General features: G+C 35.2%; 15 protein-coding genes. 2 read left to right on the top strand and 13 right to left on the bottom strand.

Going from position 1 to position 16,094, the window contains the following annotated elements; genetic code table 11:
• Positions 1 to 14 precede the first annotated feature (14 nt).
• The 10 genes from OB_RS04695 to OB_RS04650 form a co-directional block, all read right to left on the bottom strand.
• Complete coding sequence (locus OB_RS04695; RefSeq protein WP_011065288.1) at positions 15 to 887, bottom strand: ComEC/Rec2 family competence protein; 873 nt, start codon at positions 885 to 887, stop codon at positions 15 to 17.
• Positions 888 to 1,398: 511 nt separating this feature from the next.
• Positions 1,399 to 3,537 (bottom strand): ATP-dependent Clp protease ATP-binding subunit, encoded by a 2,139-nt coding sequence (locus OB_RS04690; protein ID WP_011065287.1) that lies wholly within the window; start codon positions 3,535 to 3,537, stop codon positions 1,399 to 1,401.
• A 260-nt stretch (positions 3,538 to 3,797) separates the two neighbouring features.
• Entirely contained in the window at positions 3,798 to 4,583 is a 786-nt protein-coding gene (gene pdaA / locus OB_RS04685; protein ID WP_011065286.1) for a delta-lactam-biosynthetic de-N-acetylase, read from the bottom strand.
• A gap of 55 nt (positions 4,584 to 4,638) precedes the next feature.
• Positions 4,639 to 5,946 (bottom strand): Na+/H+ antiporter family protein, encoded by a 1,308-nt coding sequence (locus tag OB_RS04680; RefSeq protein ID WP_011065285.1) that lies wholly within the window; start codon positions 5,944 to 5,946, stop codon positions 4,639 to 4,641.
• A 365-nt stretch (positions 5,947 to 6,311) separates the two neighbouring features.
• The gene (locus tag OB_RS04675; RefSeq protein WP_011065284.1) at positions 6,312 to 7,115 is read right to left on the bottom strand and encodes a YfkD famly protein; all 804 of its coding nucleotides are present in this window, start codon (positions 7,113 to 7,115) and stop codon (positions 6,312 to 6,314) included.
• 160 nt (positions 7,116 to 7,275) lie between these two features.
• Complete coding sequence (locus OB_RS04670) at positions 7,276 to 7,968, bottom strand: amino acid ABC transporter permease (protein ID WP_011065283.1); 693 nt, start codon at positions 7,966 to 7,968, stop codon at positions 7,276 to 7,278.
• A gap of 13 nt (positions 7,969 to 7,981) precedes the next feature.
• The gene (locus OB_RS04665) at positions 7,982 to 8,860 is read right to left on the bottom strand and encodes a transporter substrate-binding domain-containing protein (RefSeq protein ID WP_041544468.1); all 879 of its coding nucleotides are present in this window, start codon (positions 8,858 to 8,860) and stop codon (positions 7,982 to 7,984) included.
• 185 nt (positions 8,861 to 9,045) lie between these two features.
• Positions 9,046 to 9,870 (bottom strand): YihY/virulence factor BrkB family protein, encoded by an 825-nt coding sequence (locus tag OB_RS04660; protein WP_011065281.1) that lies wholly within the window; start codon positions 9,868 to 9,870, stop codon positions 9,046 to 9,048.
• 33 nt (positions 9,871 to 9,903) lie between these two features.
• Complete coding sequence (locus OB_RS04655) at positions 9,904 to 10,200, bottom strand: hypothetical protein (RefSeq protein WP_011065280.1); 297 nt, start codon at positions 10,198 to 10,200, stop codon at positions 9,904 to 9,906.
• A gap of 3 nt (positions 10,201 to 10,203) precedes the next feature.
• Positions 10,204 to 10,686: a low molecular weight protein-tyrosine-phosphatase gene (locus OB_RS04650; protein ID WP_041544093.1), complete on the bottom strand. Its 483-nt coding sequence runs from the start codon at positions 10,684 to 10,686 to the stop codon at positions 10,204 to 10,206.
• A gap of 166 nt (positions 10,687 to 10,852) precedes the next feature.
• On the opposite strand from OB_RS04650, the gene OB_RS04645 reads away from it, so the two are divergent.
• Positions 10,853 to 12,205, top strand: a complete 1,353-nt coding sequence (locus OB_RS04645; protein WP_011065278.1) for an alanine/glycine:cation symporter family protein — start codon at positions 10,853 to 10,855, stop codon at positions 12,203 to 12,205.
• A gap of 198 nt (positions 12,206 to 12,403) precedes the next feature.
• Here the strand turns inward: OB_RS04645 and OB_RS04640 are convergent, their stop codons facing one another.
• The 3 genes from OB_RS04640 to OB_RS04630 all read right to left on the bottom strand — a co-directional run bounded on the left by OB_RS04640 (position 12,404) and on the right by OB_RS04630 (position 14,947).
• Complete coding sequence (locus OB_RS04640) at positions 12,404 to 13,069, bottom strand: SOS response-associated peptidase (RefSeq protein ID WP_011065277.1); 666 nt, start codon at positions 13,067 to 13,069, stop codon at positions 12,404 to 12,406.
• A 14-nt stretch (positions 13,070 to 13,083) separates the two neighbouring features.
• A complete protein-coding gene (locus OB_RS04635; protein WP_011065276.1) occupies positions 13,084 to 14,079 on the bottom strand; it encodes a glutaminase in 996 nt (331 codons plus the stop codon).
• Between the two features lie 148 nt (positions 14,080 to 14,227).
• Positions 14,228 to 14,947 (bottom strand): lysophospholipid acyltransferase family protein, encoded by a 720-nt coding sequence (locus tag OB_RS04630; RefSeq protein ID WP_011065275.1) that lies wholly within the window; start codon positions 14,945 to 14,947, stop codon positions 14,228 to 14,230.
• 151 nt (positions 14,948 to 15,098) lie between these two features.
• On the opposite strand from OB_RS04630, the gene OB_RS04625 reads away from it, so the two are divergent.
• The gene (locus OB_RS04625) at positions 15,099 to 16,082 is read left to right on the top strand and encodes an NADPH:quinone oxidoreductase family protein (RefSeq protein WP_011065274.1); all 984 of its coding nucleotides are present in this window, start codon (positions 15,099 to 15,101) and stop codon (positions 16,080 to 16,082) included.
• The last annotated feature ends 12 nt before the right edge of the window (positions 16,083 to 16,094 follow it).

The raw sequence follows: 16,094 nt of genomic DNA, 5'->3' as shown, positions 1-16,094 counted from the left end.
ATTAAATACACCTGTTATCCAACAGACTCCCTGATGAACTTTTGAATTGGATTTTCTTCTGGAGTAATGACTAATGATTTCCCATCCGTTTCTAACACTATATTCCCTAATGCTGCAGTTGAATAAATAGACGATTTTACAGCATATAAATTCTCTATGACTCGGTTTACAGGGTGTCCATATCGATTTTCTTTACTATAGGTAAGTATTGAAATTTTTGGGCTTACTTCTTGTAAAAACTTCAATGATGAACTTGTTTTTGAACCATGATGGCCGACTTTAATTACTTCAGCTTGGATATCATAATTCTTCATTATCTGTTTTTCTTGGGATTTGCCAACATCACTCATAAGCAACATATCAATATCACCGTATGTTAACTTTAGAACAATGGAAGATTCGTTATTCGTACTAAATCGATGATAACTATTCCACACATCAATTTGAATCATCGGGTCAACTTCAATAGGGACATCTTTTTCTGCTAAATGTACAGGGATTTCTAAATCCCTTAGTTTATTGATATAATTCGCAAATGTTTTTGTAGGATGTAATTTCCCAGTATCATATGCTTCTTCTACTTCAACCGAATCTAAAACTTTTAATAACCCACCAATATGATCAATATCAGGATGGGTTGAAATAAGTACGTCAATTTGATTAATCTTTTGTTTTTTTATATAATCCACGACTTTTTCTCCTGCCTCTGGAGGACCCCCATCAATCAATATGGTACGATCAAGCGGTGTCTCTATTAGGATGCTATCACCTTGACCAACATTAATGAAATGAACTCGCATACCAGGAGCTTGATTTGCATAGATAGATACTGGATCTGCAAATAATATAAAAGGCAGTAATATTATTATCCATAGCTGTCTTTTCATAATTAACACCTTCTAAACTTATTTGTATTAGTGTTAACCTGTATAAGCTATGTTATGAAAAGAGTAAAATGGAAATTAATATTATTTAGGTTAAAATATTCTATTATAAAAGGTAAAAGTAGTAGAAGTAGAAGTAGAAGTAGAGGAAGTATGTACACAGAACAAAAGCGCAAGCGCCCGTTTATCACCGTATGTCCTGCGCCCCTGGTTTTCAAGGGGTGGTTCGACTAGTCGAACTTCTTTATTTCTTTGAGATAAAGGAAACACGATAAGCGTATGCGAATCGATGTTGACTTTCACCGCACGGGTATAAGTGCGACTATGCCTCACAAAGTACATTCGGCAGTCTTCTTTATCGTAAGGAGGTTTCCGGAAGGACAATAGGTGATGAGCGCTTGCGCTGGACGTGGCTAATTAACTTAGTTGTTTATCCACAGCCCCAAAATCTTATAATTTCCTACAAAAAAAACGCTAAGCCAACTTTGGCTTAGCGCTTAGCTATTGCTCATATTTAAGAAGCTTGGTTTACAACAATTTCATCTTCTTTGACATCAACATTAATAGAAGTTATATCTTCACCTTCTAGAATGAGATCAGTTAATGGATCTTCAATCTTATCTTGGATAACACGACGTAAAGGACGCGCTCCAAAACGTGTATCATATCCTAATTTTACTAACTGTTGTTTCGCTTCTTCAGATATAGTTATTGTCATTTTATTTTCTTTTATTGTTGCTTCTAATTCAGACAACATAAGATCAATAATTTGTAGCAAGTCTTCTTCTGCTAACTCTTGGAAGTTAACGATAGCATCAAATCGGTTTAGAAATTCTGGTTTAAAGTATTCGCTCAAGTTTTCTAGTGTGGATACAGATTCATGGGCTTCACGATTAAAACCAACATTAACCTGTTTTACACCAGTACCAGCGTTACTTGTCATGATGATAACTGTATCTTTAAAGCTTACTTTTCTACCTTGAGAATCAGTCAATTGACCATCTTCCATAATCTGTAAGAACATATTTTGTACATCTGGATGAGCTTTTTCAATCTCATCTAGTAGAAGAATAGAATATGGATTACGACGGATTCGCTCGGTAAGTTGACCAGCTTCTTCATGACCTACATAACCAGGTGGTGAACCAATTATTTTAGATACAGCGTGTTTCTCCATATACTCACTCATATCTAGTCTTACCATAGAATCTCTGGAACCAAATAGTTCTTCTGCTAGTACTTTCGTAAGTTCTGTTTTACCCACACCTGTAGGTCCAACAAATAAGAATGATCCGATTGGACGTTGTTTTGCTTTTAAGCCTGCACGACTACGACGGATTGCTTTTGCTACTTTTTGCACTGCCTCGTTCTGGCCAATCACCTTCTGACTTAGTTGATCAGACAGATTTTTCATTTTTTCTTGTTCATCTTTTTGCATCTTCGTTACTGGAATGCCTGTCTTCTCTTCTACAATCAACTCGATATCACTGATATCAACATCTAAAACTTTTTCGCCTTCTTCAACTTTATCCAATTGTTTTTGTAATTGAATTTCTTGATATCTTAAGTTTGCTGCTTTTTCATAATCCTCTATATCAGCAGCTTCTTGTTTCTTCTTAATGATTTCGTCGAGTTGTTGTTGAAGTGTAGCAGAGTCTTTCTGTGCATTGGATAAATTCAATCTAGAACCTACTTCATCCATTAAATCGATGGCTTTATCAGGTAAATGACGATCTTGAATATATCTACTTGATAAGTTAACAAATGCACGAATGACATCCTCAGAATAACGAACTTCATGGAATTTTTCGTATCGCTCTTTGATACCTTCCAATATGGTTACTGCATCTTCAAAAGATGGTTCGTTTACCATAATTGGCTGCAAGCGTCGTTCAAGTGCAGCGTCTTTTTCTATTTGTCGATATTCCTTAAGTGTTGTAGCACCAATTATTTGTAAATCTCCACGTGCCAATGCTGGTTTTAATAAGTTACCAACATCCATTTGTGAACTTTCTGCTGTTCCAGCTCCAACGATTAAATGAATTTCGTCAATGAATAAGATAACATCTTTTCTTGATTGTAATTCTTCAACTAACTTCTTCATTCTTTCTTCAAATTGACCTCGAACTCCAGTATTTGCAACTAATGAAGCTACATCTAATAAATAAATTTCTTTATTCATTAACTTAGCTGGGACATTACCTTCTACTATATTGACTGCTAGTCCTTCCGCAATAGCAGTTTTACCAACCCCTGGTTCACCAATAAGAACTGGGTTATTTTTATTTCTTCTATTTAATGTTTCCGTAACTCGTTTAATTTCTTTATCTCTACCAATGACAGGATCTACATTTCCTGATCTCGCTTGATCAGTTAAGTTTTTTGCTAACTGATCAATAAGGCCATTGCCTTTACTTGCTTTTTGTTTAGTGCGTGTACCAGTAGCACTTCCACCATTTCCTTGAGAAAAGTTATTGGCAAATGCTTGATCCATATTGCCGAATGGAGAATTAGAGAAAAAGTCAGAGTTCATCATATTTCCTTGAATAGCTTGGAAACATTCATGGCATAGATGAATTTCCATTCGTTGATTATTCATCTGCATTTGTGCATTTATTGTTGCATCATTTTGACCACAGTTTTGACACTTCATTTCTCATTCCTCCTCTAATTACAGTTAAGATAGCCTGTTACTTTTTAATATATGACTTTCGCCTATGCGATGTCACAACCATTTTTGACTTTGACTATCTTTGACTATATTTACATTATACTCTGACCTATTTTGACTTTCAAGTATTTTAGTCAAATTTTTTTATAAAAAGTTTGACCTTTGCCAAGTTATTAAAATACACAAAAGGAGCCGTAGATGAAAACAGCTCCTTTAACCTTTACAATATTACTATTCCCATTTTAGTACATAGGAAAACCTTGTGGTAATTGATTTTTTAACATCAAATGATCCAAGCTTTTGAATGTATAGCCTTGCTCTTTTAAATCTTTGACTACTTGTTTCAATGCTTTTGCATTATCTGATGAGACAGCATGGAGGAGAATAATCGCACCAGGATGTATTTGATCCATTATTTGACCGTGCGCATATTGCCAGCCTTTTTGACCGTCTGTATTCCAGTCCATAAAAGCAAGTGACCAAAAGATATGGACTAAGCCTAATTCATTTGACCATTTTAATGTATCTTCATTAAATACTCCTCTTGGCGGGCGCAAATACATCATTTCTTTCTGATCACTTACTTCGGCTACTGCAGCTTCCAATTCCTCTACTTCTTTTTGTATGGCTTGTTTGTTCATAATAGTAAAGTCTGGATGGTGATAAGAGTGATTTCCAATAATATGTCCTTCATCCACCATTCGTTTTATTAAATCTGGTTTACTTTTAACATAATGACCGGTTACAAAAAAGGTTGCAGGTACTTTTTCTTCCTTTAAAACATCAAGAATTTCATCCGTATATCCTTGTTCATAACCATTATCAAACGTTAAATATAATACTTTTTCTCCCGAATCATCGACATAATACGCATTATATTTATCTAACAATGCTTGATATGAACCAATATCCGGTATTTCATGATTTGAATTTTTACTATACCCCCACCCATAAGCCTGAACAGTGTTTAAAGGTAGTAATACAACAAAAAAGGTAAGAAAAACGAGTAAAGATGTTGTTTTTTTCATACAATCCCCACCTAAGTTTTTTCTTACCTTATCCTGTTTGATATTTTTTTATGCATTATAGAACCATTGCCGCTATCCATCCGAATATAAATAAAGGAATATTATAATGCAAGAACGTAGGTACGCATGTATCCCAAATGTGATTATGATTTCCATCTGCATTTAATCCTGAAGTCGGCCCTAACGTACTATCTGAAGCTGGTGAACCAGCATCTCCAAGAGCCCCTGCCGTACCGACAAGTGCTGCTGTTGCCATTGGAGAAAAGCCTGCAGCAATACATATAGGAACAAATAATGCTGCAATTATTGGAATTGTACCGAAAGAAGTACCTATTCCTATCGTAATAAATAACCCTAATATCAATAATACGAACGCTATTACTGCTTGATTATCGCTTAATGTTTGTGTTACTTCTACTAAGGATTGTACTGCCCCAGTTTGTTCCAATACATTTGCAAATCCAGATGCTATCAGAATTACAAATGAAATGGTACCCATCATTGAAATCCCATCTGTCATCACACGGTCCATCTCTTTAAAAGGTATAACAACAAAGAGAAGTAAAGCTACGAGACCTGTTAATGCTCCCAGTATAAGGTTATCAAATATAATTTGTACGATTAATGCCAACCCTATGGCTACTAATGTTAACACATGCTTTTTCTCAAACGTGATATTCGATTCTGTTTTCGTAGCTATATTAGAAGATGTATCTTCTTGAGTTTCTTTTGGTTCTTTATCTTTTCGATACGTAATAAATATCGCTACTAAAAGTCCAACAACCATCCCTAAACCAGGAATTAACATAGCCATCGTTGTTTGGTTGGTTGTGATCTCAGCACCGTTATTTTGTAATCCGTCGATAATTAACCCGTGGAAAATCAAACCATAACCAGCAGGTATCATTATATAAGGAGCTTTCAGACCAAATGTTAGTGCAATTGCCACCGCACGTCTATCCATTCTCATTTTATCAAATACTTTTAATAGAGGTGGAATAAGAATAGGAATAAAGGCAATATGCACAGGCACTAGATTTTGTGAAAGTGATGCTACACCAGCTAGAGCGAGTAACATCATTGTCTTTTTGCCTGTTAATATACGAATAATAAAGTTAACTAATAAACTTGTTATTCCTGTGTAACTAATCGCAACCGCAAAAGCTCCTAGTAGAATATAGCTTAGAGCTGTATTGGCAGCGCCTCCCATTCCTTCTACCATCATTGTAATTGAATCACTTATATTTAAACCAGAAAGTAATCCTGCCGTAATCGCTGCTACAACAATAGACAGTATTACATTAAATCTTAGCAAACATAGTATCGTCATTACTAATACAGATAATATAACGACCCATTCCATTGTACTTCCCCACCATTCTTATCTCTTTATTACTTCATCATGATAAAGCATTAAAGGATAAAATTCAAGCCTTTTTTTAAATTTATTTTTGCGTAAATCAATTTCATAATAATGTTTGGATTAAGAGAATTCTACTGTAATTGAAGACGACGACTCCTACTCAGATCAACGGAGCTTAAAAATATGCTAGGTAGAGTCGCTTTCTTTTCCTAGTTAGTTTAAGACATACCTGCTAAAAGCTCCGTCTGCAATGGAAAAATAGCGCAACACTCGAATTTTATACCAACTATATTTAATCCCCATTGATGGATGAGGAGAAATTGATCAAATAACAAAAAAGCCGCCTTTTAGACAGCTCTCCATAGTTATTTAACATTAAACGAGAAAGAAACGTGGTCTTGGATAGGTATCCAAGCTCCAATACCTTGTTTCGTTACATTTTTGATTTTTATCGATTTATTCGATCCTTTTAACTCAATATATACTTCCCCGAATGTAACTTTCCCTTTCTCATTTACCGCTGGTGCAAATGCTTGTAGTGTTCCATGTTTTTGGGTAGGTACAGAATAGGAATTAGTTAACTTTGTATTTTGTCCAAAAATAGTATTATATGACAGAGGAAGTTTTGTCTTTTCCTTCGATTTTAACAACATCATTTTTTTTACATCACTAGGATTACTTATTTTATTAGTTAGAGCACCTTTTACTTCTTTTTCCTGCTGCTGAATATAATTCATATTTTGAACTTCATTTCCTCCAACGTTATTCATTTCATTCACATTAATTTCTTGGTATTCCCAATTAATATTTGATTCTTCTGATTGATAATTCAGTGGCCATCTGCCTAAGTAGACCATCCCACGGTATCCTATCGCAATAGGAGATGGTTTTATGGAGCTTTCATTTAAAATTTTTATTAACTCTGGATTTTCAATAGGAATTTCAACATCCTCTAATATTTCTATTGTCCAATCGCTTGGTTCAACTACTTCTTGATCTTCTGTAGAGTTTGGATAGGTATTTTCTTTGGAAATATCAAGAACATGACTAGGAATGGCCGAGTCTTCATTTTTATTCGAGTCTTCTTCAGCTACTGCAAGTTGAGGAAAGGTGAGAGATGAAAATAATACTGCGATAAACAAGAATCTCGCACTAATGTTATTAAGCATAATTTACCTTCCTTTCGTTTTTTTATATTTTTTTCTGAAGGCAGTAAAACTATGCATTGAATTCAAAAATGGTATTTAATAGCATAAGTTAATTTAAAAAAGCAAGATTGAGGCTTATTTCTACTTTTGCCTGAATCTCACTCTTATTAAAAAAACTATTTTATTTAGCTACATAAACGCTGTATCTTTTTTCTAATCTTTCTTGAAGCATTCCAATCAAAATACAAATCGGCCAATATATTAAAGCAACTAAAATATACACTGTCATCGCATCAAATTCTCGACCTGTTACAATCTGTGCTTTTTGGAAAAGTTCGGGCACAGTTATTACCGCAGTTAATGATGTCGCCTTAACGATATCCATAAAAACATTGGTCAATGGTGGAATTGCTATTCTTGTTGCTTGTGGCAAAATAATTTTTCGTAATGTATGCCAATAAGTCATATTAAGTGCTTTTGCTGATTCCCATTGTCCTCTATCAACACTATTTAACGATGAACGATTAATTTCCGCAATATAAGCAGCACTATTAAGCCCAAACCCTAGAATCGCAGCTGAAATAGCCGATAGCTCAATCCCCATGTAAGGTAATCCAAAATATATAATAAAGAGAAAGACAAGCATTGGTGTTCCCCTCATAAAGGATATATAGATTCTAGACGGCCAACGTAATAGTATTGTTTTTGAATCTCTCGCCAATGCAAGAAATAAGCCAAAAATTAATCCAATTGCCATACCTGCTACGGCAATCATGATTGTATAGGGTAACCCCTCTAATATGAAAGGTAAATTTTGTAAAGCAAGTTCAACATCAAAAATATTAAACAACTTTGTCATTAAAATAATAGTCATCTATTAACACCTTTTACAAACCTAATCCATCAATTTCTTCAATCTCTTCTTCAGGTTCTACAGACGCATCTTCTTCATAAAATTGTTTTGCTAGTTCGCTTAATGTTCCATCTTCTCTCATTTCTTGAAGTACGTTGTTGATTTCTTCTGTCATAACATCCGCGTCTTTTGGCATAATCACACCTTGTTGACTAGGATGGAATTTAATGGTCGGATGTAAGTGCAAATCAAAATCAGGAAAAGCAGCTACCCCAAACTTAGTTAAGTAATAGTCGTTGACTACTACATCTGTTCTTCCATTACTTACATCACTTAAATAAGCCTCGTTCGGTGCATTCCCATAAGTAACGACTTCCGCACCATAATGTTCTGCAATTTGGCTATATATAGTGGTCGCACCACCACCAGCTTTTTTACCTTCTAAATCCTCCAAACTTTCAATTCCGGAATTATCTGATTCACGAACCGCCATTGTAGCATAAGAATACTTATAAGGTTCACTGAAATTAAATTGCTCCTTACGTTTATCGGTTATTTCGATATCATTTGCAGCTAAATCTATTCTTCCACTTTGAACAGCTGGTAACATACTGTCTATGCCCATAATTTCAAATTTAATCTCTACATCTAATCGCTTAGCAATTTCTTTCATAATCTCTACATCATAACCAGTTAATTCATCCTCATCATCGTAATAAGACGCAGCAATTAATGTTCCCGATGTCCCAACAACAAGTTCCCCAGATTGTTGCACACTTTCCCATCGTTCATCAGATGCTGTTTCTTCATTATCACTATTCTCTGGTGTTTCTCCAGTTTCTTCGCTCGCTCCACACGCAGCTAAAAGCAGAATAAACATGAGTACAAATAAGCTTAACATTACCTTCTTCATTTTTTCTTCCACCGTCCCCTATTGTTATAATATGAATCTGAAAATTATTATAACAGATAACATCTATGTGTAAAAGAATTAGTATAAACTGTATAAATTATTACATTCACAATATGTATAACAGGAAGAATCATATATATTAAAAAAGCCAAGGAAAATAAATTTTATTTTCCTTCGGCTTCAATTTATTTAAAAATTCTTTTTCGTTGATCTTGTATAAAAGCATTTAATACTCCGCCAGTGATAATGATAATTCCAAACAAATAAAACCAAATCATCAAAACGATAACCGTTCCTAAACTTCCGTAAGTCGTGGAGTAATTTCCTAAATTATTAACATAAAAAGAAAAACCCCACGATACTAACTGCCAAGAAAAAGTAGCAAATACTGTCCCCCATATTACTTCTGAAAAGACAATCCGTTTATGTGGTGCTAGCTTATATAAAAATAATAGAACTATAAAGAAAATAGCGGAGGAGATAATCCACCTTAGGGTCTCCCAAATTTCGATAAACCCAGTTGTAAATCCAAACATAGAAAATACATACAAACCAATCATTCTTCCAAATACAGGTAACAACAGAGCTAATAAAATGATAATAACCATGCCAATTGTTAATACAATAGATATTAATCTTGTCGTAAAGAATGAACGCTCCGTATCAATCCAATAAGATCTATTAAAAGCTCTTGTAATTGCATTCACACCATTTGAAGCTGCCCATAAGGTACCTAAAATACTAATTGATAAAAGACCAGTATTTTGTTCGGTTAACGTATCTAAATTTGTAGAAATCAATTGCATTACTTGTTCAGGAGCAAATGTACCAATCGTCTGCATAATAAGCTCAATATCAATCGGTAAATAGGCGATTAGATTAAGTAAAAACAATAGAAAAGGGAATAAAGATAACAAAAAGAAATAAGCAAGTTGTGCTGCCAAACCAAATACATCAACCTCTTCTATTCGTTGATAAAATTTCTTGCCTAGGCTTATCCAACTTTCCAATGTATCTCTCTCCCCCTGTCATCCTCTCTTGTATTACTCTATTTCTTTTCGATCTATTTTATTCGTAACTTTATCTAAAGTTTGTTCTACTTGTTCTAGAGCATTGATCGCATTGGAAGATCCACTTGCCACAGCATTATTTAATTTATCCACCGTTTGTTTAATACCGTTAATTGCTTCAGATGGATGGCTTGTATAGTAAGATGAAGTTGCTTTAGCTAGTACTAACTTTTTCTTTGCATAATCTCTTGATTCCTTATCTATTAATGCGGTTGCACCACCTGCAACTGCTCCGACTACCATTCCAAGTAAGATTTTACGTTTACCCATGATTCATCTCTCCTTATCCGTTAATTGATGGCTTTCTTTTAAAAATTGAAGTAAATGTTGACATCCACTTAATATAAGTTGATACGCGTATTCAAAATCCCCATTAAAATAAGGATCGGGAACATTACATACTTGTGAACCTTCTACAAAATCCAGTAAACGAGCAATAGTCATACCTTTATTTGATTGAAGTTTTTGCAATTCCTTTATATTCTGCTCATCCATGACAATAATATAATCAAATTTTTTCCAATCATTTTTCTCCATTTGTCTGGCATATATATTCTTGTATGAAATACCCTTATTACCCAGGATATTTCTAGTTCCGCGATGTGGTTGCTTACCGATATGCCAATCTCCCGTTCCAGCAGAGTCTACTTGAATGATTGAAGTTAAATTTTCAATTTCAAGCATATGCTTAAAAATAGCTTCCGCCATTGGAGAACGACATATATTTCCAAGGCAAACAAATAAAACACGTATCAACAATTTCCACCTCTTTCTCTTTTTATTCTATTATAAGCGACTAGATTTGATAAGCAAATACATGTAAATTTCGATAAAAAATATAAAATGTATTAAATTTCCTCTTGACATCCAAACGAATATTCGAAATATTATATACTATACAAAAAAAGAGGGGGCTAGAAAATTGAAAGAGTTTTTAGAAGAGGTAAGTTCATTTGTATGGGGACCACCAACATTGATTTTAATTGTTGGAGCAGGGCTTTACCTCACTTTTCGACTTGGATTCCTGCAGATTAGGGCGTTACCGTATGCTTTAAGACTAGCATTTAGCCCACAAAAACAAGATAAGAAATCAAAAGGTGACATTAGTCATTACCAGGCATTAACAACTGCGATGGCCGCAACCATAGGTACAGGTAATATTGTTGGGGTTGCAACTGCGGTCGTTGCTGGTGGACCTGGTGCAGTTTTTTGGATGTGGATAACTGCTGTGTTTGGAATGGCCACCAAATATTCTGAAGCCATATTAGCAGTGAAATATCGTGTCACAGATGATAACGGTAAAATGGCCGGCGGACCAATGTATTACTTAGAACGTGGCTTAAATTTAAAATGGTTAGGTATTATATTTGCTATATTTGGTTCCATTGCAGCATTTGGTATCGGGAATATGGTACAGTCTAACTCCGTTTCAGATGCGTTACAAACATCGTTTTCTATCCCTACATGGGTAACAGGTATTGTGCTAACTGTCCTTACTGCACTTGTTGTCCTTGGAGGAATTAAAACAATTGGAAAAGTTACTTCATTCTTCGTACCAATTATGGCTGTTATTTATGTATTTGGTGGTCTTACCATCATGGTTATGAATTTTGATCTAATTCCAGCCGCAGTTAATCTTATCTTAACAGATGCATTTACTGGCAGTGCTGTTGGCGGAGGAATTTTAGGTACCGTAATACGATATGGGGTAGCACGTGGTGTATTCTCTAACGAAGCTGGGCTTGGTTCTGCTCCGATTGCCGCAGCTGCTGCCAGAACAGATTATCCAGGTAGACAAGCATTAGTATCAATGACACAAGTGTTTATTGATACAATTATTGTTTGTTCTATTACGGGCATAACTATTGTAATGGCAGATATGTATAGTACGGGAGCTGACGGAGCTTCGTTAACTGGGGCGTCATTTGCATATTTCTTAGGTGGATTTGGAGAACATATAGTAACTATTTCTATCGTATTCTTCGCATTTTCCACTCTCGTTGGATGGTCTTATTACGGAGAGAAATGTTTTGGGTATTTATTTAAGAATCAAAATGCAATGCGCGCATATCGATTAATTTTTGTTCTGATTGTTTTCTATGGAGCAGTTGAGGTAATCGATGTAGTATGGCTAATGTCAGATATATTCAATGCTTTAATGGCTGTACCGAATATTATTGGTCTCCTCGGTTTATCTGGAGTAGTAGTCTATGAAACGAAACGATTTATGAAAATTGCAAAAGAAGAAAAACAACAAGCAAAAAGAACTGGATAAAAAATTATCAACTTGATAAAAGCAGTGAGGTTGGGACAAAAGTATTTATGCAAAAAATAAATTCGAATGAATGATTATTGGAAATCCGCTTCAGAAATATAACCTGCGTATTCTAACTATCAATCGTCTTTTGACTAAAGCTTTTTTATATCCCAACCTCTTTCTTTTAATTTCATCTATACATTGCTCTATTCACCTTTATACAATCGGCAATATACACTTTTCATCATTGTTTTTTGCATTATTCACATGCGTACTAACAGGATAATGTACTAATTTATCTTGATCTATATCATCAAGCCAATGCTTCCAATCTTCTGAACTATAGCTTTTAGGATCTATCCACTCTTCTTCTCTATCCTTAGGTAAAATAATAGGCATTCTATGATGAAGTTCTTCCATATCTTGATTCGCTTGCTTTGTTAAAATGGTACACGTAAACAACGGATTGTTATCACCTTGCCATTTATCCCATAACCCTGCAAAAGCAAAGACTTTTTTATTTTCTGGATAGATGCGCATCGGTTGTTTTTTATCTACTTCTTTTTTCCATTCATAGAAACTATCCGCAATAATTAGACATCTTTTTGAAGAAAGCAGTCGCTTAAAACTCGGCTTTTCATGTGCAGTTTCACTTCGAGCATTTATCATCTTGTATCCAATTTTTGGATCTTGTGCCCAGGAAGGAACCAATCCCCATTTCATATATCCAGCATGTAGCTGTCTACCATCATGTATAATCGATAATACTTTCTGTCCAGGAGCTATATTATAGCTGGGCTCATACAAGTCCAACGATTGCTGTATTCCAAACGCTTCTTTAATTGCTAATTCATCTGCTAATAACGTATATCTGCCACACAAAGATTATTCCTCCCTTAGAATAAACTTAAATCCCATTGATTTGCTATATGTCGCAGGAGTTTAATGCCTGCAATACTATTCCCTTGCTTATCCAAAGCTGGTCCAAATACTCCAATACCACATCCTTCTAGAAATGGAAGATTTTGATCGCGGACTCTTGGTGGGACCACTGCAAGTATTCCTCCAGATACTCCACTTTTAGCAGGAATACCTACATATGAAGCAAACTTCCCTGACGCATCATACATGCCGCATGTAAGCATGAGTGATTTCGCGACTCTAGCAATTTGTTTTGGAATCAGTGGTTCATCTGTATTCGGATGTACTCCATCATTAGATAGCACTAAACCTATCATAGCCAAGTCATCCACTGTTACGTTTAATGAACAGTGTTTAAAATAGGTTTCCAACGTAATACTCAAATCAGACTCTAGGTAACCTTCTTCCAGTAGGTAATATCCAATTGCTCTATTTCGCATCGAAGTATCTCGCTCAGAAACATATACTTCCACATCAATTTCAGGTCGATGTCCAAGTATTTTTTCTAATAATTGATATAGGGGTTCTAGTTTTTGGTCAGAGGTTCTACCATTTAATAAAGAAGAAACTGTAATAGCCCCGGAATTCACAAGTGGATTAAATGGTTTTTTTGGTTGATTGATCTCTAAATGCATAATTGAGTTAAAAGATTCTCCAGTAGGTTCTACATCAACCCTTTGAAGGACATAGGAGAGGCCTCTTTCCATGCAAGCTACAATAAAACTTAACACTTTCGATATACTTTGAATGGAAAATTCTAGATCTGTATCTCCAGAACGGATGACCGTACCATTTTTACCAATTATAGAAATACCTAAAGCATTGGGATCAGCATGTTCAAGCCTTGGTATGTAACTAGCTACTTTCCCTTCATCTGTTTGTTTCTGATAGAAGTTCACCCAATTATCAACATAATCTTGTAACCACTCTTTCCCTCTCTCTGTATTTAAATTAACCGATCCCTGCACCATTTTTAAACACCTCATTTCTATATTGCTATATCTACCTATTCCCTTATCTTTTTTATTTTACCCTTATTTGTTTCTAATCCATACAAAAAAACACTCAGAATAAAAGGAATGCCTTCCGTTCAAAAGTGTTTATCCAAATGCTATTCATTTATTTATCATGTAACCTTTTTCTAATTATACGCTCTACATTACTAGCAATTTCTGCACTTTTCATTTTCTCGTATTGTGCAGGCATAATTGGATCATCAATAACAATTTGAATGGAAGATTTTTTAATTCTACCACCATCTTCTTCTAACATTTGATACGTTCCATCTATACTTACAGGAACAATAGGAACGTTAGATTTCGTTGCTAAACGAAAGCTGCCGGCTTTAAAACTACTTACTTCTCTTCCTTTACTTCTAGTACCTTCAGGAAAAATCAGCATTGAATTTCCATTTTCTAAATTTTTTATCCCTTGTTGGATCGCCTTCATCGATTGCCTGCGATCTGTCCGGTCGATAAACACGCAATGGACAAATTCCATCCACGTAGAGATTATCGGAATCTTTTTGATTTCTTTTTTTGCAATAAAGCCAACTGGACGCTCAAGATATCCTAAGAAAGCCAATATATCAAATATTCCTTGATGATTTGCTACAAACAAAACTGGTCCTGATGGTACTTTTTGTAACCCTTCTACATTCACATCTGTTCCTGTTTTGGCAATTGCTTTTTGAGATACTATTTTTGGCGTTGCAAATATCTCGTCCTGTTTTTCTACAGCAAGTCCAGTATCAGCCCAGTTTTTCACTTTTTGTAATTTAAAGATAGTCCCTATAATCAGTAAGGACGCATAAACAAAGAATCCAATTGTTCGCATCATACTTAACACTCCCTCTGTGCACGTGCACACAAAGGTTATTATACTATGATTACTATTTATAATGAAGAAATTTGTCGAAAAACGAATAAATTGATTGAAGTGGCTATTATATATTATCCTTTTTGTAATACCTATTAAGGAGTGAATCATGATGAGTTATAAAGCATTTGTTTTATACAAAGAAGAAGATCGCTTACACCACAAAATAGAAAATGTAAATGAAGATTATTGGCAAGAAGGCGATGTTTGGATTGATGTTGCATACTCCAGTATTAACTATAAAGATGCGTATGTAGTTAAAGATGGTTCGTTAGCTGAAAAGTCTCCTTTGATTCCTGGAATTGATTTAGCAGGAATTGTACGGGAATCAAACAATCCTTCGTTCAAAAAAGGACAGGAAGTTATTGCCACAAGTTATCGAATAGGCACTGGTCATCATGGTGGCTATGCACAGCTAGCTAGAGTTCCTAGTGAATGGGTGATTCCTTTACCTGATGGTCTTACATTAAAAGAAGCTATGATACTTGGAACAGCTGGTTTAACGGCTGCTTTATCTATTCAAAAGCTAGAAAATAATGGATTAACCCCTGAACAAGGACCAGTCGTTGTCCCAGGTGCTACAGGAGGAGTAGGAAGTCTTGCGGTCAATATGCTATCCAACCTCGGTTATGAAGTAATTGCAGGTACCGGAAAAGAAGATAAAAAAGAATATTTATTACAAATCGGAGCAAGTGAGGTTGTTAACCGTCAAGACTTACAGGAAGAAGCACCTTCCTCGCCACAGAAAACAAAATGGGCTGGCGCAGTTGATCCAGTTGGCGGAAATACATTATCTTATATTCTTAATACTCTAAAACGCGGTGGATCGGTTGCAACTAGTGGTTTCACAGCAGGAACCGATGTACAGACCACCGTATTTCCATTTATCGGCAGAGGGGTTAACTGGTTAGGAATTGATTCTGTTACTTGTTCAATGGAAGAGCGCACAGCCGCCTGGCATCGATTAGCAACAGACTTGAAGCCGACAATATTCCAGAATGAATCTATTCAAGAAGTTACATTAGAAGACTTAGATCAAGTTTTTGAAGCAATGCTTGCTGGTAGAACAACAGGACGAACGATTGTAGCTTTATAATTGGAATTAAGG

Origin of the sequence: Oceanobacillus iheyensis HTE831 (assembly GCF_000011245.1) — a bacterium.
Classification (GTDB): domain Bacteria; phylum Bacillota; class Bacilli; order Bacillales; family Amphibacillaceae; genus Oceanobacillus; species Oceanobacillus iheyensis.
The sequence above is the reverse complement of the archived record's forward strand: the minus strand, read 5'-3'. Positions and strand labels throughout refer to the sequence as shown.

What these genes read in the sequence shown, in the direction of transcription:
- OB_RS04625 (WP_011065274.1), top strand. Translation starts at nt 15,099, where the DNA reads ATGAGTTATAAAGCATTTGTTTTATACAAAGAAGAAGATCGCTTACAC.
- OB_RS04665 (WP_041544468.1), bottom strand. Translation starts at nt 8,860, where the DNA reads ATGAAGAAGGTAATGTTAAGCTTATTTGTACTCATGTTTATTCTGCTT.
- OB_RS04635 (WP_011065276.1), bottom strand. Translation starts at nt 14,079, where the DNA reads ATGGTGCAGGGATCGGTTAATTTAAATACAGAGAGAGGGAAAGAGTGG.
- OB_RS04690 (WP_011065287.1), bottom strand. Translation starts at nt 3,537, where the DNA reads ATGAAGTGTCAAAACTGTGGTCAAAATGATGCAACAATAAATGCACAA.
- OB_RS04630 (WP_011065275.1), bottom strand. Translation starts at nt 14,947, where the DNA reads ATGATGCGAACAATTGGATTCTTTGTTTATGCGTCCTTACTGATTATA.
- OB_RS04670 (WP_011065283.1), bottom strand. Translation starts at nt 7,968, where the DNA reads ATGACTATTATTTTAATGACAAAGTTGTTTAATATTTTTGATGTTGAA.
- OB_RS04675 (WP_011065284.1), bottom strand. Translation starts at nt 7,115, where the DNA reads ATGCTTAATAACATTAGTGCGAGATTCTTGTTTATCGCAGTATTATTT.
- OB_RS04655 (WP_011065280.1), bottom strand. Translation starts at nt 10,200, where the DNA reads ATGGGTAAACGTAAAATCTTACTTGGAATGGTAGTCGGAGCAGTTGCA.
- OB_RS04680 (WP_011065285.1), bottom strand. Translation starts at nt 5,946, where the DNA reads ATGGAATGGGTCGTTATATTATCTGTATTAGTAATGACGATACTATGT.
- OB_RS04695 (WP_011065288.1), bottom strand. Translation starts at nt 887, where the DNA reads ATGAAAAGACAGCTATGGATAATAATATTACTGCCTTTTATATTATTT.
- pdaA (WP_011065286.1), bottom strand. Translation starts at nt 4,583, where the DNA reads ATGAAAAAAACAACATCTTTACTCGTTTTTCTTACCTTTTTTGTTGTA.